Origin of the sequence: Streptomyces sp. S465, from assembly GCF_026898115.1 — a bacterium.
Lineage (GTDB): Bacteria > Actinomycetota > Actinomycetes > Streptomycetales > Streptomycetaceae > Streptomyces > Streptomyces luomodiensis.
The window spans coordinates 2,439,322-2,461,637 of the sequence record NZ_CP114036.1 but is presented as its reverse complement, the minus strand read 5'-3'; the positions used below and the strand labels follow the sequence as shown (position 1 = coordinate 2,461,637).

The following is a 22,316-nucleotide window of genomic DNA, read 5'->3' as shown; positions in this document are numbered from 1 at the left end:
GTTGGGGGACACGGGGGCCAGGCACCGACGAGAAGTGGGCTGATGTCCGAGATGAACGTGGAAGGCCGCACCAGGCTGGACCAGCTGCCGGAATGGCATGCGCTGTCCGCACACCGCAAGGAGCTGGGCGACGCGCATCTGCGCGAGCTGTTCGCAGGCGACCCCGAGCGCGGCCGCCGGCTCACCCTTCAGGTCGGCGATCTCCATGTCGACTACTCCAAGCACCTGGTGACCGACGAGACCCTGCGGCTGCTGCGCGAGCTGGCGCGGGCCACCAAGGTGGCCGAGCTGCGGGACGCCATGTTCCGCGGTGAGCGGATCAACACCACCGAGGACCGCGCGGTGCTGCACATCGCGCTGCGCGCCCCGCACTCCGCGGACATCAAGGTGGGCGGCGAGGACGTGGTCGGCGAGGTGCACGCCGTGCTCACCAAGATGGCCGTCTTCGCCGACCGCGTCAGGTCCGGCGACTGGACCGGCCACACCGGCAAGCGGATCAAAAACGTCGTCAACATCGGCATCGGCGGCTCCGACCTGGGCCCGGCCATGGCGTACGAGGTGCTGCGGCCCTACAGCGACCGCTCGATGACGTTCCGGTTCGTCTCCAATGTGGACGGCGCGGATCTGCATGAGGCGGTGCGCGACCTGGACCCGGCCGAGACGCTGTTCATCGTCGCCTCCAAGACCTTCACCACCATCGAGACCATCACCAACGCCGTCTCCGCCCGCGACTGGCTGCTGACCGGGCTGCGCGCCGGCGAGGAGGCCGTCGCCAAGCACTTCGTGGCGGTGTCGACCAACGCCGAGAAGGTCGCCGAGTTCGGCATCAACACGGACAACATGTTCGGCTTCTGGGACTGGGTCGGCGGGCGTTACTCCTTCGACTCGGCCATCGGGCTCTCCCTGATGGTCGCCATCGGCGCGGAGCGCTTCCGCGAGATGCTGGCCGGCTTCCACCTGGTCGACGAGCACTTCGCCACCGCCCCGCCGGAGGAGAACGTTCCGCTGCTGATGGGCCTGCTGGGCATCTGGTACGACAACTTCTTCGACGCCCAGGCGCACGCCGTCCTGCCGTACAGCCACTACCTGTCGCGGTTCACCGACTATCTCCAGCAGCTGGACATGGAGTCCAACGGCAAGTCCGTGGACCGGGACGGCAATCGCGTCGGCTGGCAGACCGGCCCCATCGTCTGGGGCACCCCGGGCACCAACGGCCAGCACGCCTACTACCAGCTGCTCCACCAGGGCACCAAGCTGGTCCCGGCCGATCTGATCGGCTTCGCCCGGCCGGTCGAGGACCTGCCGCCCGGCCTGGAGTCCCACCACGACCTGCTGATGGCCAACCTCTTCGCCCAGGGCCAGGCGCTGGCCTTCGGCAAGACCGCCGAGGAGGTCGTCGCCGAGGGCGTGCCCGAGCACCTGGTGGCGCACAAGACCTTCCCCGGCAACCGCCCCACCACCACGATCCTCGCCTCCGAGCTCACCCCGTCGGTGCTGGGCCAGCTGATCGCCCTCTACGAGCACAAGGTGTTCGTCCAGGGCGCCGTCTGGAACATCGACTCCTTCGACCAGTGGGGAGTGGAGCTGGGCAAGGTGCTGGCCAAGCGGGTGGAGCCCGCGCTGACCGAGGGCGCCGAGGTGCCGGGTCTGGACACCTCCACCGCGCACCTGGTCGCCACCTACCGTTCGCTGCGCGGCCGCTGAGGCGCGCAGGCACGCGAAAACGCGACGATCCCCCGGGGCCCTGAGGCTCCCGGGGGATCGTCGCGCGGATGCGGATTACGGTGACGCCGGGGGGTACAGCTCGCGGGGCAGGCCCGCCGCGGCGGTACGGTCCAGCAGCCACAGCGTACGGCCGCGGCCGTACGCCCCCGCCGCCGGGGCCTGTAGCTCCCCGGCCCCCGACAGGGCCATCGTGACCGCCTTCGCCTTGTCCTCACCGGCCGCCAGCAGCCACACCTCGCGTGCCGCGCGGATCGCCGGCAGGGTCAGCGTGATCCGTACGGGCGGCGGTTTGGGCGCGCCGCGCACCCCGACCACCGTCCGCTCGGTCTCCCGGACGGCCGGCAACTCGGGGAACAGCGAGGCCACATGGGTGTCCGGGCCGACGCCCAGCAGCAGCACGTCGAACGACGGCACCGCGGCGTGGTTCTCCGGCCGCGCCGCTCGGGCCAGCTCGGCGGCGTACGCCTCGGCCGCGGCGTCCACATCGCCGCCGTGGGGCCCGTCGGACGCGGGCATCGCACGCACCCGCGCCGGGTCCAGCTCCACCGCGTCCAGCAGCGCCTGACGGGCCTGGGTGACATTGCGGTCCGGATGGCCCTCCGGCAGGAACCGCTCATCGCCCCACCACAGGTCCAGCCGCGACCAGTCGACCGCGTCGCGCGCCGGGGAGGCGGCGAGCGCGGCCAGCAGGCCGTTGCCGTTGCGCCCACCGGTCAGGACGACCGAGGCGGAGCCGCGGGCGGCCTGGGCGTCCACGATCTTCGTGATCAGCCGGGCCGCCGCGGCCTGGGCCATCAGCTCCTTGTCGCGGTGGACGACCACCTGCGGAGCGGTCACGTGTCCGCCTTTCCGTCCCCGGCCGCGCCCTCGGCCTTCTGCTCCTCGGGCTTCTGCGCCTTGGCCTTCTGTGCGTTGGCCTTCTGCGCCTTCGCCTTCGAAGCCGCGGACCGGGCCGGCGGTGCCACCTGAGTGGCCGGGGCCGCCTTGGCGTCGCGCTCCAGCGTGCCCACCCCGCCGTTGCCGAGCTTGCTCACCCCGAACTTCACCGACGACTCGTAGATCTCGTCGGGGTCCAGCCGGCGCAGCTCCTCGGCGATCAGCTCCGACATCTCACGCCGCTGGAGCGCCACATGCCGGTCCGGCTGGCCCGGCATCGCCAGCTCGGCCAGCGAGCCGTTCGCCCGGTCCAGGCAGATCACGCCGTCGGCGGTCTGGAGCCGCACCGCGGTCAGCCCGGGGCCCTCCGAGACCTGCCGGTCCACCGGCACCCCCAGCCGCTCGGCGAGCCACAGCGCGAGCAGCTCGCTGCTCGGGTTGTACGCCTCGCCCTCGACGACCGCGGAGGTGATCGGGGAGTGCTTCTGGTCCAGCGCGGCGGCCAGGACGCTGCGCCACGGGGTGATCCGGGTCCAGGCCAGATCGGTGTCGCCCGGGGTGTAGGTCTCGGCCCGCAGCCCCAGGGCCGCGACCGGGTCCTCGGTGGCCTGGGCGTCGGTGATCCGGCGCTGGGCCAGTCGGCCGAGCAGGTCCTCGCTGGGGTGCTCCGGGGCGTCCTCCGGCCACCACACCACCACCGGGGCGTCCGGCAGCAGCAGCGGCAGGACCACCGAGTAGGCGTGGTTGGCGAGTTCGCCGTGCAGCCGCAGCAGCACCGTCTCGCCGGTACCGGTCTCCCCGCCGACCCGCACCTCGGCGTCCAGCCGGGCCATCTTGCGGTCGCGCGGCGACCGGCCCGGCCGCTTGATGACGACCAGGATGCGCGAGGGGTGTTCCTTGGACGCCTCGCTCGCCGCCCGCAGCGCGTCGTAGTGATTGCCCTCGTCGGTGACGATGACGAGGGTGAGCACCATGCCCACGGCCGGGGAACCGGTGGCCCGGCGCGCCTGGACCAGAGCGGAGTTGATCCGGCTGGACGTGGTGTCCGTGAGATCGATGTTCATGGCCGCCGCCAGCTCCGTCCGTCTCGTGCGAGCATCTCGTCCGCGGCTTTCGGCCCCCAGGTCCCGGCCGTGTACTGCTCGGGCCTGCCGTGCTTGTCCCAGTAGTCCTCGATCGGGTCCAGGATCCGCCAGGACTGCTCGACCTCCTCATGGCGCGGGAAGAGGTTCGCCTCGCCCAGCAGCACATCGAGCAGCAGCCGCTCGTACGCCTCGGGGCTGGACTCGGTGAAGGACTCGCCGTACTGGAAGTCCATCGTCACGTCGCGGATCTCCATGGAGGTGCCGGGCACCTTGGAGCCGAACCGGATGGTGACGCCCTCGTCCGGCTGCACCCGGATGACCAGGGCGTTCTGCCCCAGCTCCTGGGTGTCGGTGGCGTCGAAGGGGGAGTGCGGGGCGCGCTGGAACACCACCGCGATCTCGGTGACCCGCCGCCCCAGCCGCTTGCCGGTGCGCAGGTAGAAGGGCACACCCGCCCAGCGGCGGTTGTCGATCTCCAGCTTGATCGCGGCGTAGGTGTCGGTCTTCGAGTGGGGGTCGATGCCCTCCTCGTCGAGGTAGCCGCGCACCTCCTCGCCGCCCTGCCAGCCGCGGGCGTACTGGGCGCGCACGGTGTGCTTGCCCAGCTCCTTGGGCAGCTTGACGGCCCGCAGCGCCTTCAGCTTCTCGGTGACCAGGGAGGACGCCTCGAAGGAGGCGGGCTCCTCCATGGCGGTCAGCGCGAGCAGCTGGAGCAGGTGGTTCTGGATGACGTCACGGGCCGCGCCGATGCCGTCGTAGTAGCCCGCGCGCCCGCCGATGCCGATGTCCTCGGCCATGGTGATCTGTACATGGTCGACGTACGACCGGTTCCAGATCGGCTCGAACATCGTGTTGGCGAAGCGCAGTGCCAGGATGTTCTGGACCGTCTCCTTGCCCAGGTAGTGGTCGATCCGGAAGACGTCGCTGGGCCGGAAGACCTCGTGGACGACCTGGTTGAGCTCCTGAGCGCTCGCCAGGTCGTGGCCGAAGGGCTTCTCGATGACCGCGCGCCGCCAGGAGTCGCCCTGCCCCTGCGACAGCCCGTGCTTCTTGAGCTGCTGCACGACGGTGGGGAAGAACTTCGGCGGGACCGACAGGTAGAACGCGAAGTTCCCGCCGGTGCCGCGTGCCTTGTCGAGCTCCTCGATGGTCGCCCGCAGGGTCTGGAACGCCTCGTCGTCGGAGAACTCGCCGGGGACGAAGCGGAACCCCTCGGCCAGCTGCTGCCAGACCTCCTCGCGGAACGGGGTCCGGGCGTGTTCCTTGACCGCGTCGTGCACGACCTGGGCGAAGTCCTCGTTCTCCCAGTCGCGGCGGGCGAAGCCGACGAGCGAGAAGCCCGGGGGCAGCAGACCGCGGTTGGCCAGGTCGTAGACGGCGGGCATCAGCTTCTTACGGGACAGGTCGCCCGTGACGCCGAAGATCACGAGGCCGGACGGCCCCGCGATACGCGGGAGCCGCCGGTCCCGTGGGTCACGCAGCGGATTGCTGCTGCTCACCGTTTTCACGCCTCCGAGGGTGCGAGGCGCCTGAGCTCCGCCTCGGTGGACTTCAGCAGGTCGTTCCAGGAGGACTCGAACTTCTCCACGCCCTCGTCCTCCAGGACCTGGACGACCTCGTCGTAGGAGATCCCGATCCCGGCCAGCGCGTCGAGGTCGGCCTTGGCCTGCTCGTAGGTGCCCCGCACGGTGTCGCCGCGGACCTCGCCGTGGTCGCCGACCGCTTCCAGGGTGGCCTCCGGCATGGTGTTGACGGTGCCGGGGGCGACCAGCTCCACGACGTACATGGTGTCCTTGTACGCCGGGTCCTTGACACCGGTCGAGGCCCACAGCGGACGCTGCCGGTTGGCGTTCGCGCGGTCCAGGGCGGCCCAGCGGTCGGAGGAGAAGACCTCCTCGTACGCCTGGTAGGCGAGGCGGGCGTTGGCGACGGCGGCCTTGCCGCGCAGCGCCTTGGCCTCATCGGTGCCGATCTTGTCGATGCGCTTGTCGATCTCGGTGTCCACGCGGGAGACGAAGAAGGACGCCACCGAGTGGATCTTGGAGAGGTCCAGCCCCGCGGCCTTGGCCTTCTCCAGACCGGCCAGGAAGGCGTCCATGACCGCGCGGTACCGCTCCAGGGAGAAGATCAGCGTGACATTGACGCTGATGCCCAGGCCGATCACCTCGGTGATCGCGGGCAGCCCCGCCTCGGTCGCCGGGATCTTGATGAAGGTGTTGGGCCGGTCCACCAGCCAGGCCAGCTGCTTGGCCTCGGCGATGGTGGCGGCCGTGTTGTGGGCCAGGCGCGGGTCGACCTCGATGGAGACCCGGCCGTCCTGGCCGCCCGTCGCGTCGTACACCGGCCGGAGGATGTCGGCGGCGTCGCGGACGTCCGCCGTGGTGATCATGCGGACGGCCTCTTCCACGGTGAGCCTGCGGGCCGCGAGGTCGGTCAGCTGCTGCTCGTAGCCGTCGCCGCCGGAGATCGCCTTCTGGAAGATCGACGGATTGGTGGTGACGCCTACGACATGCTGCTGGTCGATCAGCTCGGCCAGGTTGCCGGAGGTGATCCGCTTGCGGGAGAGGTCGTCGAGCCAGATCGCGACGCCTTCGTCGGCCAGCCGCTTGAGTGCGTCTGTCATGGGGTGTGTTCTCCTACTCGTCGCTACTAAGTCGTCTGCGGGGCGTCAGCGCCCTGCGGCGTCGAGGGACTCGCGGGCGGCGGTGACCACGGCCTCGGCGGTGAGACCGAACTCCCGGTAGAGCACCTTGTAGTCGGCGGAGGCGCCGAAGTGCTCCAGCGAGACGATGCGGCCGGCCTCGCCGACGTAGCGGTACCAGGTCAGGCCGATCCCGGCCTCGACCGCCACACGAGCCTTGACGGACGGCGGCAGCACCCCGTCCCGGTACCCCTTGTCCTGCTCCTCGAACCACTCGACCGAGGGCATCGACACGACGCGGGTGGGAATCCCGGCGGCCTGGAGCTGCTCCCGCGCCTCGACGGCGAGCTGCACCTCCGAACCGGTGCCGATGAGGATGACCTGCGGCCGGCCGCCCTCGGCCTCGAAGAGGACGTAACCACCCTTGGCGGCGTCCTCGTTGGCCTCGTAGGTCGGCACGTTCTGCCGGGTCAGCGCGATGCCGTGCGGGGCCGGGGCGGCGCTGTGGCGGCGGGTGATCTCCCGCCAGGCGATGGCCGTCTCGTTGGCGTCGGCCGGGCGGACGACGTTCAGGCCCGGGATGGCGCGCAGCGCGGACAGGTGCTCCACCGGCTGGTGGGTCGGGCCGTCCTCGCCGAGGCCGATGGAGTCGTGCGTCCACACGTAGGTGACCGGCAGCTTCATCAGCGCGGCGAGCCGGACGGCCGGGCGCATGTAGTCGGAGAAGACCAGGAAGGTGCCGCCGTAGACACGGGTGTTGCCGTGCAGCGCGATGCCGTTCATGGTCGAGCCCATGGCGTGCTCGCGGATGCCGAAGTGGATGGTGCGGCCGTACGGGTCGGCCTCCGGCAGCGGGTTGCCCTTGGGAAGGAAGGACGAGGACGCGTCGATCGTGGTGTTGTTGGAGCCCGCGAGGTCGGCGGAGCCGCCCCACAGCTCGGGGAGCACCCCGCCGAGCGCCTTGAGTACCTGGCCGGACGCCTTACGGGTGGCGACGTCCTTGCCCGGCTCGAAGACCGGCAGCGCGCTCTCCCAGCCCTCGGGCAGCTCGCCCGCGGTGATCCGGTCGAACAGGGCGGCGCGCTCGGAGTTGTTGTTCCGCCACTCCTGGAGCTGCTTGTCCCAGGCGGCGCGCGCCTGGCGGCCGCGCTCGACCAGTCCGCGGGTGTGGTTGATGACGTCCTGCTCGACCGCGAAGTGCTGCTCGGGGTCGAAGCCGAGGACACGCTTGGTGGCGGCGACCTCGTCGGCGCCGAGCGCCGAGCCGTGCGACGCCTCGGTGTTCTGCGCGTTCGGGGCGGGCCAGGCGATGATCGTACGGGCCGCGATGATCGAGGGGCGCTCGGTCTCGGCCTGCGCCGCCTTGAGCGCCGCGTACAGCGCGTGGATGTCGAAGTCGCCGTTCTCGGCCTGCTCGATGCGCTGGACGTGCCAGCCGTACGCCTCGTAGCGCTGGAGCACGTCCTCGGAGAGCGCGGTGGCGGTGTCGCCCTCGATCGAGATGTGGTTGTCGTCGTACAGGGCGACGATGTTGCCCAGCTTCTGGTGGCCGGCCAGCGAGGACGCCTCGGCGGAGATGCCCTCCTCCAGGTCGCCGTCGGAGACGATCGCCCAGATGGTGTGGTCGAACGGGGAGGCGCCCTGCGGCGCCTCCGGGTCGAACAGGCCGCGCTCGTAGCGGGCGGCCATCGCCATGCCCACCGCGTTGGCGATGCCCTGGCCCAGCGGGCCGGTGGTGGTCTCGACCCCGGTGGTGTGTCCGTACTCCGGGTGGCCCGGGGTCTTGCTGCCCCAGGTGCGGAACGCCCGCAGGTCCTCCAGCTCCAGCCCGAAGCCCGCCAGGTACAGCTGGACGTAGAGGGTCAGGCTGGTGTGCCCGGGGGACAGGACGAAGCGGTCGCGGCCCGCCCAGCCGGCGTCGGAGGGGTCGTGCCGCATCAGCTTCTGGAAGAGCAGGTACGCGGCGGGCGCGAGACTCATGGCCGTGCCAGGGTGGCCGTTACCGACCTTCTGTACGGAGTCCATGGCCAGGACCCGGGCCGTGTCGACGGCCCGCTGGTCAAGATCGGTCCACTCGAGGTCTGTGGTAGTCGGCTTGGTGCTCACCCTGAGTCAGGGCTCCTCTCCACACTGTCGAAATCCGGTGACCGTATGTACACCGGCGATGTCGAGCCTACCCCTGGAACAATGGTCATCTTTTTCAGTTCCACCCAACGGGATAGGGAACGAATTCCGAGGTTGCCGCATTCCCTCCGGTGTCCGTCCGGAGGGCATCGAAGAGGATGCGGAACGTGTCGTTCCGGACTGTGCCGGCCCTGCCGCGCCCCGGGCGTGACCGCCTTACGGGCGCCCCGCGGCGCGCCCCCAACACGGGGGACCCCGGCGGCGGGCGGCGCATCCGCTGCGTCTAGAGTGGCGTGGTACGCGCAAGTCTTTACCGGCTCTTCATGTCCGGTGCTTGCTTGTTCTTGCTTCCACCAGGGGTGTGCGTGACGGCCGTCGAATCCCGTCCTGCGGGGGTGCTCGAGACGAGCGAAACGAGCTCCGGTCACCGGCCGTTCGGGGCCCGTGTCAAGGCGTTCGTGGCGCTGACCAAGCCGCGCGTCATCGAACTGCTGCTGATGACGACGGTGCCGGTCATGTTCCTGGCCGCCCAGGGCGTCCCGGATCTGTGGCTGGTGCTCGCGACCTGCGTCGGCGGCTACCTGTCGGCCGGCGGCGCGGCCGCGTTCAACATGTACTACGACCGGGACATCGACGCGCTGATGGAACGCACGGCGCAGCGCCCGCTCGTGACCGGCATGGTCTCGCCCCGGGAATGCCTCGTCTTCGCCTCCGCGCTCGCGGTCGGGTCGACGGTCTGGTTCTGGGTGCTGGTCAACCCGCTGTCCGCGATGCTGTCGCTCGGTGCGCTGGCCTTCTACGTCCTCGTCTACACGATGTGGCTCAAGCGGCGCACCTCGCAGAACATCGTGTGGGGCGGCATCGCCGGCTGCATGCCCGTCTTCATCGGCTGGTCGGCGGTGACCAACTCGGTCTCCTGGGCCGGGCTGATCCTCTTCCTCGTCATCTTCTTCTGGACGCCGCCGCACTACTGGCCGCTGTCGATGAAGGTCAAGGACGACTACGAGCGGGTGGGCGTGCCGATGCTGCCGGTCCTCGCGGGCAACAAGGTGGTCGCCCGGCAGATCGTCCTCTACAGCTGGGCCATGGTCATCGTCTCCCTGCTGCTGTGGCCGCTGGGCTACACCGGCTGGTTCTACCCGGTGGTCGCGGCCGTGCTGGGCGGGCTGTGGCTGAAGGAGGCGCATGGGCTCCAGGCCCGCGCCAAGGCCGAGATCACGGGCGCGAAGCTGAAGGAGATGCGGCTGTTCCACTGGTCCATCACCTATGTCTCGCTGCTCTTCGTCGCCCTGGCCGTGGACCCCTTCCTGCGGTGATTACCGGCGGGTAGCATCGGCTGTATGGCAGACAGCACCCAGCCGGAGACGATCGAGGGCGGCGAGCCGACCGCATCGGCGGCCTCCGCCAAGCCCGCCAAGCCGTCGAAGCCTTCCAAGGCTGAGAAGCGGGCCGAGCGGCTCGCTCGGCAGATCACGGCCTTCGCCACGAGTCACGGCGGCGGCGCCGAGGGCCAGATCGCCCATATCGGCCGCGGCGCCGTCCGGATCGCCCTGGTCGGCACCGACGGTGAATGGGGCGTCCTCGTCGCCCCCTCCCAGGAGAGCGCGCGGCGCGCCGCCGAGATCGCCGGGCTGACCCTCCATGACGACTTCGGCGGCGACCTCGCCGCGAAGGTCCGCACCGGTCCGTACGAGTGGACGCGCATGGCGGGCATCCAGCTGGGCGGAACGCCCAACCCTCCGGCATCGGCCTCGCGACACGCCTGAGAACGGGTCCGGCGACACCTCGCACCCCTTTCGCCCGTTAAGCCCATCGATGGCGATGCACGAGGCGACGGACTCCCCGGACACCCCGGACACCCTGAGCGCCCCGCCCGGCCCGGTCCCCCGGGACGGGCCGGGCCCGGTGGCGGGACGGATCGCCCTGCCGCCGCTGGTCGACCAGCACAGCCACGGCACGGTCCACGGCGAGCTGGGGCTGGGCTCGTTCGAAACCCATCTGGCCGCCGCCGCCGGGTCGGGGGCGGCCCCGGTCGGCACCACCTTCTTCGACAGCTGGACCGGACTGGCCGTGCGCCGCTGGTGCCCGCCGCTGCTGGGGATGGAACCCCACTGCGCGCCCGTCAGCTATCTCGCCCGCCGCCGTGAGCTGGGCGCCTACCACGCCGCGCGGCTGCTGCTGCGCGGCGCCGGCATCGGCACCTTCCTGCTGGAGTCCGGCGCCCGGGACGACCTCAGCACCGCCGAGGAGCTGGCCGCGGCCGCCGACGGCACGGTCCATGAGGTGATCCGCCTGGAGCCGCTGGCCGAGCAGGTCGCCGACACCTCCGGCACGGTGGACGCCTTCATCGGCAACACCGCCGAGGCGCTGTACGCGGCAGCCCAGCACGCGACCGCCTTCGCCATGGGGATCACCTTCTGCGACGAGATCCCGCCCGACCCGCGCGAGGTGCGGCGCGCCGCCGCCCGCTGGCTCGCGCTCACCGTACGCCCGGCCCGGGATCGCGCCCCCGACCCGGCGCTCGCCCAGCACCTGCTGTGGAGCGCCGTCGCGACCGGCCTTCCGGTGCAGCTGCACTGCGCCGATCCGCAGCCGCTCACCGGCTTCCTGCGCGCCACGGCGGGCTTCGGCACCGATCTGGTGCTGCTGCCCGGCCGGCCGCACCACCGGCGGGCGGCCCAGCTGGCCGCGGCCTTCCCGCACGTCTACGCGGACGCCGGGCTCCGGCCCGAGGAGACCCTGGGCGAGGCGCCCTTCGGCAAGCTGCTCTTCTCGACCGGCGCGCGGGCCCTGCCCGAGCTGTATGTGACCGCGTCCCGGCTGTTCGGCCAGGCCATGGCCCGGCTGGCGGAGGAGTGGGTCGGCGGGGGGATCTGCACCCGGGCCGAGGCCCAGCGGATCGCCGGGCTGGTCGCGGCCGGGACCGCGCGCCGGGTCTACCGGCTGGACGCGGCCGGCTCGGGCTGAACGGCCTCGTGGCCGCCCGTGGGGGTGGGCACGGACGCCGGGAGCGCGGCGCGCTCGCGCTGGCCGAGCAGCACCCGCAGGGCCGCGATCCACACCAGGCAGGAGCCGAACATATGGAGGCCGACGATCACCTCGGGCAGATGGGTGAAGTACTGCACGTACCCGACCACGCCCTGGAGGAGCAGTACGACGAGGAGCTCCAGGACCGTCCGGCGCTGCGCGGCGGGGGCCTTCACGGCCCGCAGCGTGAACCACAGGGCGACGGTGAGGCCCAGCACGATGTAGACGAAGTCCACGTGCAGCTGGGTGATCTCCTGCCAGTTCAGCGGGATCCGGTGCACCTCCCGGGCGTCGCCCGCGTGCGGTCCGGCCCCGGTGACCACGGTGCCGATCAGGATCAGCGCGAGGGTCGTGCCGACCAGCAGCCAGGTCAGCTGGCGCACCGGGCGGGCGACGAGATCGCGTGGCTCGGCGTCCCCCTCGCGGGCCCGCTGCCAGACCACCATCGCGACCGTGAGCAGCGCGGAGGACAGCAGGAAGTGCGAGCTGACGATGTACGGGTTGAGCCCGGTGAGGACCACGATGCCGCCGACGACGGCGTTGCCCATCACGATCCAGAACTGTGCCCAGCCGAGCCGGGTGAGGGAGCGGCGCACCGGGGTGCGGGCCCGCGCGGCGATGATCAGCACGCCGACGAAGACGCACAGGACGTACGTCAGCATGCGGTTGGTGAACTCGATGGCGCCGTGGATGCCCATGTCGGAGGTCGGCGTCAGACTGCCGGAGGTGCACTTGGGCCAGGTGTCACAGCCCAGCCCGGACTCGGTGAGCCGGACCGCGCCTCCGGTCACGACGATGACCACGGCCATCACCACGGTGGCCAGCGCGGCCCGCTCCACGAAACGCGCGGAGGGCTGCCAGCGCCGGGCGATCAGCTCCAGCGGATTCAGCGAATTCGGCACGGGCCCATCGTAGGCCGCCGCTTGTGCAGCTTTTCACGAGGGGTTGTCTTTCGGTAAAGCCCCAGGTCACAGCCGCAGATCAGAGGGGGGCCCGGGTCACTCCCAGCGGAAGAGGCGCGCGGCCGCGCCCAGTCCCAGCACCGCCCACACCGCCAGGATCGCCAGATCCCGCCACGGCATCCCGCCCCCGTCCTGGAGCACGTCCCGCAGCCCGCCCGAGAGCGCCGAGATCGGCAGCAGTTCCAGCACGCCCCGCACGGCGCCGGGGAACTTGTCCAGCGACACGATCACCCCGCCGCCCACCAGCAGCAGCAGGAAGACCAGATTGGCGGCGGCCAGGGTCGCCTCGGCCTTCAGGGTGCCCGCCATCAGCAGTCCGAGGCCGGAGAACGCCGCCGTGCCGAGGACCAGCAGCAGCGCCACGGAGAGCGGGTCGCCGTGCGGCGACCAGCCGAGGGCCAGCGCGATCGCGGTCAGCAGCGCGATCTGCAGCACCTCGGTGACCAGCACCGCGCAGGTCTTGGCGGTCATCAGGCCCCACCGCGGCAGGGGCGAGACGGCGAGCCGCTTCAGTACGCCGTAGCGCCGCTCGAAGCCGGTGGCGATGGCCTGGCCGGTGAACGCCGTGGACAGCACGGCCAGCGCCAGCACACCGGGCGCCAGGAAGTCCACCGCGCTGCCGTCCGCGCCGGTGTCGACGATGTCGACGGTGCTGAAGAGCACCAGCAACAGGGAGGGGATGACGACGGTCAGCAGCAGCTGCTCGCCGTTGCGCAGCAGCATCCGGGTCTCCAGCGCGGCCTGCGCGCGGATCATCCGGAGGAGCGGGGCCGCCCCCGGCCTGGGGAGGAAAGTGCCCGTGGCGGTCACGCTCGCAGCTCCTTACCGGTGAGCTCCAGGAAGACGTCCTCAAGGGTGTGCCGTTCGACCGAGATCCGGTCCGGCAGCACACCGTTCTGTGCGCACCAGGACGTGACGGTGGCCAGCATCTGGGGGTTGACCTTGCCGGTGACGCGGTACGAGCCGGGCGTCAGCTCGGAGGCCGTGGAGTCGGCCGGCAGCGCCTTGAGGAGCGAGGCCAGGTCGAGTGCGGGGCGCCCGGTGAAGCGCAGGGTGTTCTCGGCGCCGCCGCGGCACAGCTCCTCCGGGCTGCCCTGGGCGATCACCTTGCCGCCGTCGATGATCGCCACATCGTCGGCGAGCTGCTCGGCCTCCTCCATGTAGTGCGTGGTCAGCACCACGGTGACGCCGTCGCCCCGCAGATCGCGGACGAGGTCCCAGGTGGCGCGGCGGGCCTGCGGATCGAGTCCGGCGGTCGGCTCGTCGAGGAAGACCAGCTCGGGGCGGCCGACGACGGCCATGGCGAGCGCGAGCCGCTGCTGCTGGCCCCCGGAGAGCCGCCGGTAGGGGGTCCGGCCGCAGGAGCCGAGGCCGAGCCGTTCGATCAGCAGACCGACGTCCACCGGATGCGCGTGCAGTGAGGCGGTGTGGCGCAGCATCTCTTCTGCTCGCGCGCCGGAATAAACGCCTCCGGACTGGAGCATCACCCCGACCCGCGGTCGCAGTGCCGAGGCGTCCGCGACCGGGTCGAGCCCGAGTATCCGGACCGTGCCCGCGTCGGGGCGGCGGTACCCCTCGCAGGTCTCGACGGTGGTGGTCTTACCGGCTCCGTTGGGGCCGAGGACGGCGGTCACGGTGCCCCGGTCGACGGACAGGTCGAGCCCGTCGACCGCGGTCTTCGGGCCGTACCGCTTGACCAGGCCGACGATGTCGACCGCGGGCTCTTCTCGCATGCTCGGCAGTCTACGAATCGCGGGGCCCCCCGCGGGCGGCAGGGCCGGAAAGCGATGGCGCCCGCCGGTCCGGCGCGCATCCGGTGGCGGAGGCCGGAATCCCGGGCGCCGTGCCCCGTGTCGGAGGTGACCGGCGGTGAGCGGCGCGCCGTGCCCGCGGCTCAGGTGGCGGCGCGGGCGGAGCGACAGGTGAAGCAGCAGGTGAAACGATGGTCCAGGGCCGTTCGGGGCTTAGGCGTGCCTAAGTGACGTACTCCACCGGAACCGGCGATCCCCTCGGTTGTCCTTCGCCGGAGAATTACGCAACAATGGCGTTGTGAAATACGCGAGCGACGCACCGAACGGACGCGCGGCCGAAGCGGCCGCGCGGACTGGCGTGCCCGCGTCAGCGCCGGAAGAGCAGCACGGCACCCGCAACCGGGTGGCGCGCTCGATCCTCGACCACGGTCCCTCCACCGCGGCGGAGCTCGCCCTGCGGCTGGAGCTGACCCAGGCGGCCGTCCGCCGCCACCTGGACACCCTCGTTGCCGACGGCGTCGTCGAGCCCCGCGAGAAGAGGGTGTACGGGGCGCGGGGGCGCGGCCGCCCGGCCAAGGTCTTCGCGCTCACCGACTGCGGTCGCGACGCCTTCGACCAGGCCTACGACAAGCTCGCCGTCGACGCACTGCACTGGATCGAGCAGAGCGCCGGAGGCGGCGAGGCGGGCCGTGCCGCGGTCGCGGCGTTCGCCCGCGCCAGGCTCGCCGCCCAGGCGGAGAGGTACCGCGGCGCCGTCGAGGCCGCCGCCCCCGGCCGCCGCACCGAGGCGCTCGCAGGCGCACTCTCCGCGGACGGGTACGCTGCTACGGCGCGCAGCGCGCCGGTCGGCGAACAGCTCTGCCAGCACCACTGCCCGGTCGCCCACGCAGCCGAGCGATATCCGCAGCTGTGTGAGGCGGAGACCGAGGTCTTCTCCCAGCTGCTCGGAACCCATGTGCAGCGTCTGGCCACCATCGCCCATGGCGACGGGGTGTGCACGACGTTCATTCCGAAGACCGGCAAGGTCGAGAAGACCGACACCAGCACCATCAAGACCACCACCGCATCTGCCAGCACGGCCGGGAGGAATTCCGAATGACTCTCCCCACGGAGACCGCTCACCCCGAGCTCGAGGGTCTGGGCAACTACGAGTACGGCTGGGCCGACTCCGACGTGGCCGGCGCCTCGGCCAAGCGCGGCCTCTCCGAGGAGGTCGTACGCGACATCTCGGCGAAGAAGTCCGAGCCGGAGTGGATGCTCAAGCTCCGTCTCAAGGGACTGAAGCTCTTCGACAAGAAGCCCATGCCCACCTGGGGCTCGGATCTGTCGGGCATCGACTTCGACAACATCAAGTACTTCGTCCGCTCCACCGAGCAGCAGGCCGCCTCCTGGGAGGAGCTGCCGGAGGACATCAAGAACACCTACGACAAGCTGGGCATCCCGGAGGCCGAGAAGCAGCGGCTGGTCGCCGGTGTCGCCGCCCAGTACGAGTCCGAGGTCGTCTACCACAAGATCCGTGAGGACCTCGAGGAGCAGGGCGTCATCTTCCTCGACACCGACACCGGTCTGCGGGAGCACCCGGAGCTGTTCAAGGAGTACTTCGGCTCGGTGATCCCCGCGGGCGACAACAAGTTCGCCTCGCTGAACACGGCGGTCTGGTCCGGCGGCTCGTTCATCTACGTGCCGAAGGGCGTGCACGTGGAGATCCCGCTTCAGGCCTACTTCCGGATCAACACCGAGAACATGGGCCAGTTCGAGCGGACGCTGATCATCGTCGACGAGGACGCGTACGTCCACTACGTCGAGGGCTGCACCGCGCCGATCTACAAGTCGGACTCGCTGCACTCCGCGGTCGTCGAGATCATCGTCAAGAAGGGCGCCCGCTGCCGCTACACGACCATCCAGAACTGGTCGAACAACGTCTACAACCTGGTCACCAAGCGCGCCGTGGCCTACGAGGGCGCGACCATGGAGTGGGTCGACGGCAACATCGGCTCCAAGGTGACCATGAAGTACCCCGCCGTCTACCTGATGGGTGAGCACGCCAAGGGCGAGACCCTGTCCATCGCCTTCGCGGGCGAGGGCCAGCACCAGGACGCCGGCGCCAAGATGGTGCACATGGCGCCCCACACCTCGTCGAACATCGTCTCCAAGTCGGTGGCGCGCGGCGGCGGCCGCACCTCCTACCGCGGTCTGATCGAGATCGGCGAGGGCGCCGAGGGCTCCAAGTCCAATGTGCTGTGCGACGCCCTGCTGGTCGACACGGTCTCGCGGTCGGACACCTACCCGTATGTGGACGTCCGCGAGGACGACGTGTCCATGGGCCATGAGGCGACCGTCTCCAAGGTCAGCGACGACCAGCTCTTCTACCTCATGAGCCGCGGGCTGTCCGAGGACGAGGCCATGGCGATGATCGTGCGCGGCTTCGTCGAGCCGATCGCGCGCGAGCTGCCCATGGAGTACGCGCTGGAGCTCAACCGGCTGATCGAGCTGCAGATGGAGGGCGCGGTCGGCTGACGCCACCACCCCTTCCCGCCCCGGCGGGGGCACCGTCCCCGCCTGGGCACCCCGTTCAGGCCCATCAGGCAGAAAGAGAGCAGTACGACAGCCATGGCTGAAACCATCCCGGCCGGATCCACCACGGACGGCGTCATCCAGGTGGGCCAGCCCACCGACGCCCGGGTGAGCGCGCCCGCGTCGTACGACGTGGCCGACTTCCCGGTGCCCCATGGCCGCGAGGAGGACTGGCGGTTCACGCCGCTGGAGCGGCTGCGCGGTCTCCACGACGGCACGGCTGTCGCCGACGGCGGCGTCAAGGTCGAGGTGACCGCCCCCGAGGGCGTCACCGTCGAGACCGTGGGCCGTGACGACGCGCGCCTGGGGAAGGCCGGCAAGCCGGTGGACCGGGTGGCGGCCCAGGCGTACAGCTCCTTCGAGAAGGCGTCGGTCGTCTCCGTGCCCAAGGAGACGGTGCTCACCGAGCCGGTGCGGATCTCCGTGCACGGCGAGGGCGGCACCGCCTTCGGCCACCAGGTGGTCGAGGTCGGCGCCTTCGCCGAGGCGGTCGTGGTCATCGACCACACCGGTGACGCCACGCTCGCCGCCAATGTGGAGTACCTGATCGGCGACGGCGCCAAGCTCACCGTGGTCTCCGTCCAGGACTGGGACGACACCGCGGTCCACGCCGGTCAGCACACCGCGCTGGTCGGCCGGGACGCCACCTTCAAGTCCGTGGTCGTCACCTTCGGCGGCGACCTGGTGCGGCTCCACCCGCGCGTCGTCTACGGCGCCCCGGGCGGCGAGGCCGAGCTCTACGGCGTGTACTTCACCGACAACGGCCAGCACCAGGAGCACCGGCTCTTCATCGACCACGACACCCCGCACTGCCGCAGCAACGTCGCCTACAAGGGCGCGCTCCAGGGCGCGGAGGCGCACGCGGTGTGGATCGGCGATGTGCTGATCCGGGCCGCCGCGGAGGGCACCGACACCTACGAGCTCAACCGCAACCTGGTCCTCACCGACGGCGCCCGCGTCGACTCGGTGCCGAACCTGGAGATCGAGACCGGCGAGATCGTCGGCGCCGGTCACGCGAGCGCGACCGGCCGCTTCGAGGACGAGCAGCTGTTCTACCTGATGGCGCGCGGTATCCCGGCCGAGGAGGCCCGCCGTCTGGTGGTCCGCGGCTTCTTCGCCGAGCTCGTCCAGCAGATCGGGATCCCCGAGCTGGAGGAGCGGCTCATCGCCAAGATCGAGGCCGAGCTGGAGGCGTCCGTAGGATGACCAACACCTTCGTACGCGCCTGCGCGCTGGACGAACTCGAGGAGGACACCCCCAAGCGGGTGGAGCTCGAGGGCGTGCCCATCGCTCTCGTGCGCACCGAGGGCGAGGTGTTCGCGGTCAACGACATCTGCTCGCACGCGAACGTCTCGCTGTCCGAGGGCGAGGTGGAGGACTGCCAGATCGAGTGCTGGCTGCACGGCTCCAGCTTCGACCTGCGCACCGGCAAGCCGTCCGGCCTCCCCGCGACGCGCCCGGTCCCCGTATACCCCGTAAAGATCGAAGGGGACGATGTGCTCGTCTCCGTCACCCAGGAGTCCTGAGGCACCCATGGCCACGCTTGAGATCCACGACCTGCACGTTTCCGTCGACGCCGAGGGCGGTCCCCGCGAGATCCTGCGCGGTGTCGACCTGACCGTGAAGCAGGGCGAGACGCACGCCATCATGGGCCCCAACGGCTCCGGCAAGTCCACCCTGGCCTACTCGCTCGCCGGTCACCCGAAGTACACGATCACCGGCGGCACCGTGACGCTGGACGGCGAGGACGTGCTCGCGATGTCCGTCGACGAGCGCGCCCGCGCCGGTGTCTTCCTCGCCATGCAGTACCCGGTCGAGGTCCCCGGCGTCTCCGTCTCCAACTTCCTGCGCACCTCCGCCACCGCGATCCGCGGCGAGGCGCCCAAGCTCCGCACTTGGGTCAAGGAGGTCAAGGAGACCATGGAGCGCCTCCAGATCGACCCCTCCTTCGCCGAGCGGAACGTGAACGAGGGCTTCTCCGGCGGTGAGAAGAAGCGCCACGAGATCCTCCAGCTGGAGCTGCTGAAGCCGGCCATTGCGATCCTCGACGAGACCGACTCCGGCCTCGACGTCGACGCGCTGCGGGTGGTCTCCGAGGGCGTCAACCGCGTCCGTGAGTCGGGCCAGGTCGGCACCCTGCTGATCACCCACTACACCCGCATCCTGCGCTACATCAAGCCCGACCACGTGCACGTGTTCGCGGCCGGCCGGATCGCCGAGTCCGGCGGCCCCGAGCTCGCCGACAAGCTCGAGGAAGAGGGCTACGAGGCGTACGTGAAGGGAGGCGCGTCCGAGTGACACAGCTGCCGGGCCTCCTCGACACCGAGGCGATCCGCAAGGATTTCCCGATCCTGGACCGTGCCGTCCACGACGACAAGAAGCTCGTCTACCTGGACAACGCGGCGACTTCGCAGAAGCCGCGCCAGGTGCTGGACGTGCTGAACGACTACTACGAGCGCTCCAACGCCAATGTGCACCGCGGCGTCCATGTGCTCGCCGAGGAGGCCACGGCGCTGTACGAGGGCGCCCGCGACAAGGTCGCCGCCTTCATCAACGCTCCCAGCCGCGACGAGGTGATCTTCACCAAGAACGCCTCGGAGTCGCTGAACCTGGTCGCCAACATGCTCGGCTGGGCCGATGAGCCCTACCGGGTGGACCAGGACACCGAGATCGTCATCACCGAGATGGAGCACCACTCCAACATCGTTCCGTGGCAGCTGCTCTCGCAGCGCACCGGCGCGAAGCTGAAGTGGTTCGGCCTCACCGAGGACGGCCGGCTCGACCTGTCGGAGATCGAGCAGATCATCACCGAGAAGACCAAGGTCGTCTCGTTCGTGCTGGTCTCCAACATCCTCGGCACGGTCAACCCGGTCGAGGCGATCGTCCGCCGCGCCCAGGACGTCGGCGCCCTCGTGGTGATCGACGCCTCCCAGGCCGCCCCGCACATGGCGCTGGACGTGCAGGCGCTCCAGGCCGACTTCGTGGCCTTCACCGGCCACAAGATGTGCGGTCCGACCGGTATCGGGGTGCTGTGGGGCCGCCAGGAGCTGCTGGAGGACCTGCCTCCGTTCCTCGGCGGCGGCGAGATGATCGAGACCGTCTCGATGCACTCGTCCACCTACGCCCCGGCGCCGCACAAGTTCGAGGCCGGTACGCCCCCGATCGCCCAGGCCGTCGGCCTCGGCGCGGCCGTGGACTACCTCACCTCGATCGGCATGGACAACATCACCCGCCATGAGCACGCCCTCACGCACTACGCGGTCGGCAGGCTCCTGGAGGTGCCCGAGCTGCGCATCATCGGCCCCACCACGGCCGAGGAGCGCGGCGCCACGATCTCCTTCACGCTCGGCGACATCCACCCCCACGACGTGGGCCAGGTGCTCGACGAGCAGGGCATCGCGGTCCGGGTCGGCCACCACTGCGCCCGCCCGGTCTGCCTGCGCTACGGAATTCCGGCGACCACCCGGGCGTCGTTCTATCTGTACTCCACGCCGGCCGAGGTCGACGCCTTGGTGGAGGGCCTGGAGCACGTACGGAACTTCTTCGGGTAGGGGCGTGCCGCGTGAAGCTGGATTCGATGTACCAGGACGTGATCCTGGACCACTACAAGAACCCCCACGGGCGGGGGCTGCGGGACGGCGACGCAGAGGTCCACCATGTCAATCCGACCTGCGGTGACGAGATCACCCTCCGGGTTCGGCTTGACGGCGACACCATCGAGGACGTGAGTTACGAGGGCCAGGGCTGTTCCATCAGCCAGGCCAGCGCCTCCGTGCTCAATGAACTGCTGGTCGGCAAGGAGCTGGCCGAGGCCCGCAAGATCCAGGAGACCTTTCTGGAGCTGATGCAGTCCAAGGGCCGGGCCGAGCCGGACGACGCCATGGAGGAGGTGCTGGAGGACGCGATCGCGTTCGCCGGTGTCTCCAAGTACCCGGCCCGTGTGAAATGCGCGCTGCTGAGCTGGATGGCGTGGAAGGACGCGACGGCACAGGCACTGGGTGAGACCGCCGGAGGGAAGACCGCATGAGTGACAACGTGGAGACCACCACCAAGCCCGCGAGCGAGGAAGAGGTCCGCGAGGCCCTGTACGACGTCGTGGACCCCGAGCTGGGCATCGACGTGGTCAACCTCGGCCTGGTCTACGGCATCCATGTCGACGACAGCAATATCGCCACCATCGACATGACGCTCACCTCGGCGGCCTGCCCGCTGACCGATGTCATCGAGGACCAGGCCAAGTCCGCGACCGACGGCATTGTGGGCGAGCTGCGGATCAACTGGGTCTGGATGCCGCCGTGGGGCCCGGACAAGATCACCGACGATGGGCGCGAGCAGCTGCGTGCGCTCGGCTTCAACGTCTGACGGCTCCTGGATGTCCCGGATGGCCCCCGCGCCGCGGCGCGGGGGCCATCCGCGTGTCCGGACCCTTGGGGGGCTTTTATGTACGGCCGTACGCATCGTTGTGTACGCTCGTACGCATGGGATATCTGACGCTCTCCGGGGCGATCCTCGCCGAGATCCTCGCCACCACCTCGATGAAGTACAGCGAGGGCTTCAGCAGGCTGTGGCCCTCGCTCGCCACGGCCGCGGGCTATCTGGTGTCCTTCGTCCTGCTCGCGCAGACGCTCAAGACCATCTCGGTCAGCACCGCGTACGCCATATGGTCCGGGGTCGGGACCGCCGTCATCGCCGCGATCGGCATGCTCTTCCTGGGGGAGGCGATGACCGCCGCGAAGGTGATCGGGGTGCTGCTGGTCATCGCGGGAGTGGTGGTGCTCAATTCCAGCGGGGCCCACTGATGGGACGCCGCTACGACCCCGAGCGGCGGCAGCGGATCATCGACGCCGCGATCACGGTGGTGGGGGAGCGCGGCATCGGAGCGCTCAGCCATCGGACCGTGGCCGCAGCGGCCGATGTGCCGCTCGGGTCGACCACGTACCACTTCGCGTCCCTGGATGATCTGCTGGTCGCCGCGCTGGAGCAGGTCAGCGCCGAGTGGGTGGCCGATATGGAGCGCTGGGAGCGGGACACGGCCGCCGAGGTGCCGCTCGCGGACGCCATGACCGGGCTGATGGAGGAGCTGCTGGAGGGGGACCGGAAGCGGCTGGAGCTGGAGTACGAGCTGTACGTCGCCGCCCTGCGGCGCACCCCGGTGCGGCCGATCGTCGCCGCGTACCTCGATGACACGGCGGCCCTGCTGGTCCGCCGCGCCGGCGACCTCTCCGTCGCGCGGGGGGTGGTGGCGCTGTTCGACGGGCTGCTGCTCCAGTTGCTGCTGACCGGGCGGCCGTTCGACCGGGACGAGGCGCGGGCGGCGTTCGAGCGGGTGACCGGCTGAGGGGCGGCCGACCGGCTGAGGGGCGGCCGACCGGCTGAGGGGCGGGCGACCGGCTGAGGCACTGGCGGCTGGTTGAGGGGCTGGCGACCGGCTGAGCACTGGCGCCCGGCCGGAGGGGCGGCCGACCGGCTGACGGGCAGGCCGTGAACCCGTATCCGGCCATCGGGGAACAGGGGGTGACACACCGATCCCCGCACCTCGACGCACCGGATA

The 22,316-nt window shown here is 70.5% G+C and carries 22 protein-coding genes; 14 read left to right on the top strand and 8 right to left on the bottom strand.

The window, feature by feature from the left end; all coding sequences use genetic code 11:
• Window positions 1-51: 51 nt before the first annotated feature.
• A complete protein-coding gene (gene pgi / locus N6H00_RS10605; protein WP_268976914.1) occupies window positions 52-1,704 on the top strand; it encodes a glucose-6-phosphate isomerase in 1,653 nt (550 codons plus the stop codon).
• 75 nt (window positions 1,705-1,779) lie between these two features.
• Here the strand turns inward: pgi and pgl are convergent, their stop codons facing one another.
• Genes pgl through tkt form a run of 5 tightly spaced genes read right to left on the bottom strand, consistent with a single transcriptional unit; the run spans window position 1,780 to window position 8,433 of the window.
• Window positions 1,780-2,562 (bottom strand): 6-phosphogluconolactonase, encoded by a 783-nt coding sequence (gene pgl / locus N6H00_RS10600; protein ID WP_268971343.1) that lies wholly within the window; start codon window positions 2,560-2,562, stop codon window positions 1,780-1,782.
• Entirely contained in the window at window positions 2,559-3,665 is a 1,107-nt protein-coding gene (gene opcA / locus N6H00_RS10595) for a glucose-6-phosphate dehydrogenase assembly protein OpcA (RefSeq protein WP_268971342.1), read from the bottom strand. The genes pgl and opcA overlap by 4 nt, the downstream gene beginning before the upstream one ends.
• Complete coding sequence (gene zwf, locus N6H00_RS10590; protein ID WP_443073207.1) at window positions 3,662-5,185, bottom strand: glucose-6-phosphate dehydrogenase; 1,524 nt, start codon at window positions 5,183-5,185, stop codon at window positions 3,662-3,664. The genes opcA and zwf overlap by 4 nt, the downstream gene beginning before the upstream one ends.
• 5 nt (window positions 5,186-5,190) lie before the next feature.
• Complete coding sequence (gene tal / locus N6H00_RS10585; protein ID WP_268971340.1) at window positions 5,191-6,309, bottom strand: transaldolase; 1,119 nt, start codon at window positions 6,307-6,309, stop codon at window positions 5,191-5,193.
• 45 nt (window positions 6,310-6,354) lie between these two features.
• Window positions 6,355-8,433, bottom strand: coding sequence for a transketolase (gene tkt / locus N6H00_RS10580; RefSeq protein ID WP_268971339.1), 2,079 nt, complete (start codon window positions 8,431-8,433; stop codon window positions 6,355-6,357).
• Between the two features lie 383 nt (window positions 8,434-8,816).
• On the opposite strand from tkt, the gene N6H00_RS10575 reads away from it, so the two are divergent.
• From N6H00_RS10575 to N6H00_RS10565, 3 genes are read left to right on the top strand one after another with little or no spacing between them, the layout of a single operon-like run.
• Entirely contained in the window at window positions 8,817-9,767 is a 951-nt protein-coding gene (locus N6H00_RS10575) for a heme o synthase (protein ID WP_268971338.1), read from the top strand.
• A gap of 24 nt (window positions 9,768-9,791) precedes the next feature.
• Window positions 9,792-10,217, top strand: coding sequence for a hypothetical protein (locus N6H00_RS10570; protein ID WP_443072926.1), 426 nt, complete (start codon window positions 9,792-9,794; stop codon window positions 10,215-10,217).
• A gap of 55 nt (window positions 10,218-10,272) precedes the next feature.
• Window positions 10,273-11,418: an amidohydrolase gene (locus N6H00_RS10565; protein ID WP_268976912.1), complete on the top strand. Its 1,146-nt coding sequence runs from the start codon at window positions 10,273-10,275 to the stop codon at window positions 11,416-11,418.
• On the opposite strand, the gene N6H00_RS10560 is transcribed toward N6H00_RS10565, so the two are convergent.
• The 3 genes from N6H00_RS10560 to N6H00_RS10550 form a co-directional block, all read right to left on the bottom strand.
• Window positions 11,388-12,380 (bottom strand): COX15/CtaA family protein, encoded by a 993-nt coding sequence (locus N6H00_RS10560; RefSeq protein ID WP_268971337.1) that lies wholly within the window; start codon window positions 12,378-12,380, stop codon window positions 11,388-11,390. The genes N6H00_RS10565 and N6H00_RS10560 overlap by 31 nt on opposite strands.
• A gap of 96 nt (window positions 12,381-12,476) precedes the next feature.
• Window positions 12,477-13,250: an ABC transporter permease gene (locus tag N6H00_RS10555; protein ID WP_268971336.1), complete on the bottom strand. Its 774-nt coding sequence runs from the start codon at window positions 13,248-13,250 to the stop codon at window positions 12,477-12,479.
• On the bottom strand, window positions 13,247-14,173 hold the full coding sequence (locus N6H00_RS10550) for an ABC transporter ATP-binding protein (protein WP_268971335.1): 927 nt from the start codon (window positions 14,171-14,173) through the stop codon (window positions 13,247-13,249). The genes N6H00_RS10555 and N6H00_RS10550 overlap by 4 nt, the downstream gene beginning before the upstream one ends.
• A 376-nt stretch (window positions 14,174-14,549) precedes the next feature.
• Here N6H00_RS10550 and N6H00_RS10545 point away from each other — a divergent pair, with 376 nt between their 5' ends.
• The 10 genes from N6H00_RS10545 to N6H00_RS10500 all read left to right on the top strand — a co-directional run bounded on the left by N6H00_RS10545 (window position 14,550) and on the right by N6H00_RS10500 (window position 22,103).
• Window positions 14,550-15,290 (top strand): helix-turn-helix transcriptional regulator, encoded by a 741-nt coding sequence (locus tag N6H00_RS10545; protein WP_268971334.1) that lies wholly within the window; start codon window positions 14,550-14,552, stop codon window positions 15,288-15,290.
• Window positions 15,287-16,708 (top strand): Fe-S cluster assembly protein SufB, encoded by a 1,422-nt coding sequence (sufB, locus tag N6H00_RS10540; RefSeq protein WP_268971333.1) that lies wholly within the window; start codon window positions 15,287-15,289, stop codon window positions 16,706-16,708. Before N6H00_RS10545 ends, sufB begins: the two co-directional genes overlap by 4 nt.
• A gap of 93 nt (window positions 16,709-16,801) precedes the next feature.
• Entirely contained in the window at window positions 16,802-17,971 is a 1,170-nt protein-coding gene (gene sufD, locus N6H00_RS10535; protein WP_268971332.1) for a Fe-S cluster assembly protein SufD, read from the top strand.
• Entirely contained in the window at window positions 17,968-18,291 is a 324-nt protein-coding gene (locus N6H00_RS10530; RefSeq protein ID WP_268971331.1) for a bifunctional 3-phenylpropionate/cinnamic acid dioxygenase ferredoxin subunit, read from the top strand. The genes sufD and N6H00_RS10530 overlap by 4 nt, the downstream gene beginning before the upstream one ends.
• Window positions 18,292-18,298: 7 nt before the next feature.
• Entirely contained in the window at window positions 18,299-19,063 is a 765-nt protein-coding gene (gene sufC / locus N6H00_RS10525) for a Fe-S cluster assembly ATPase SufC (protein ID WP_268971330.1), read from the top strand.
• Entirely contained in the window at window positions 19,060-20,316 is a 1,257-nt protein-coding gene (locus N6H00_RS10520; protein ID WP_268971329.1) for a cysteine desulfurase, read from the top strand. Before sufC ends, N6H00_RS10520 begins: the two co-directional genes overlap by 4 nt.
• 11 nt (window positions 20,317-20,327) lie before the next feature.
• Complete coding sequence (gene sufU, locus N6H00_RS10515; RefSeq protein ID WP_030841024.1) at window positions 20,328-20,792, top strand: Fe-S cluster assembly sulfur transfer protein SufU; 465 nt, start codon at window positions 20,328-20,330, stop codon at window positions 20,790-20,792.
• On the top strand, window positions 20,789-21,127 hold the full coding sequence (locus N6H00_RS10510; protein WP_268971328.1) for a metal-sulfur cluster assembly factor: 339 nt from the start codon (window positions 20,789-20,791) through the stop codon (window positions 21,125-21,127). The genes sufU and N6H00_RS10510 overlap by 4 nt, the downstream gene beginning before the upstream one ends.
• A gap of 116 nt (window positions 21,128-21,243) precedes the next feature.
• Window positions 21,244-21,564 carry a DMT family transporter gene (locus N6H00_RS10505; RefSeq protein ID WP_268971327.1) on the top strand — a complete coding sequence of 107 codons (321 nt, stop codon included), beginning with the start codon at window positions 21,244-21,246 and terminating at the stop codon, window positions 21,562-21,564.
• Complete coding sequence (locus tag N6H00_RS10500) at window positions 21,564-22,103, top strand: TetR/AcrR family transcriptional regulator (RefSeq protein ID WP_268971326.1); 540 nt, start codon at window positions 21,564-21,566, stop codon at window positions 22,101-22,103. Before N6H00_RS10505 ends, N6H00_RS10500 begins: the two co-directional genes overlap by 1 nt.
• The last annotated feature ends 213 nt before the right edge of the window (window positions 22,104-22,316 follow it).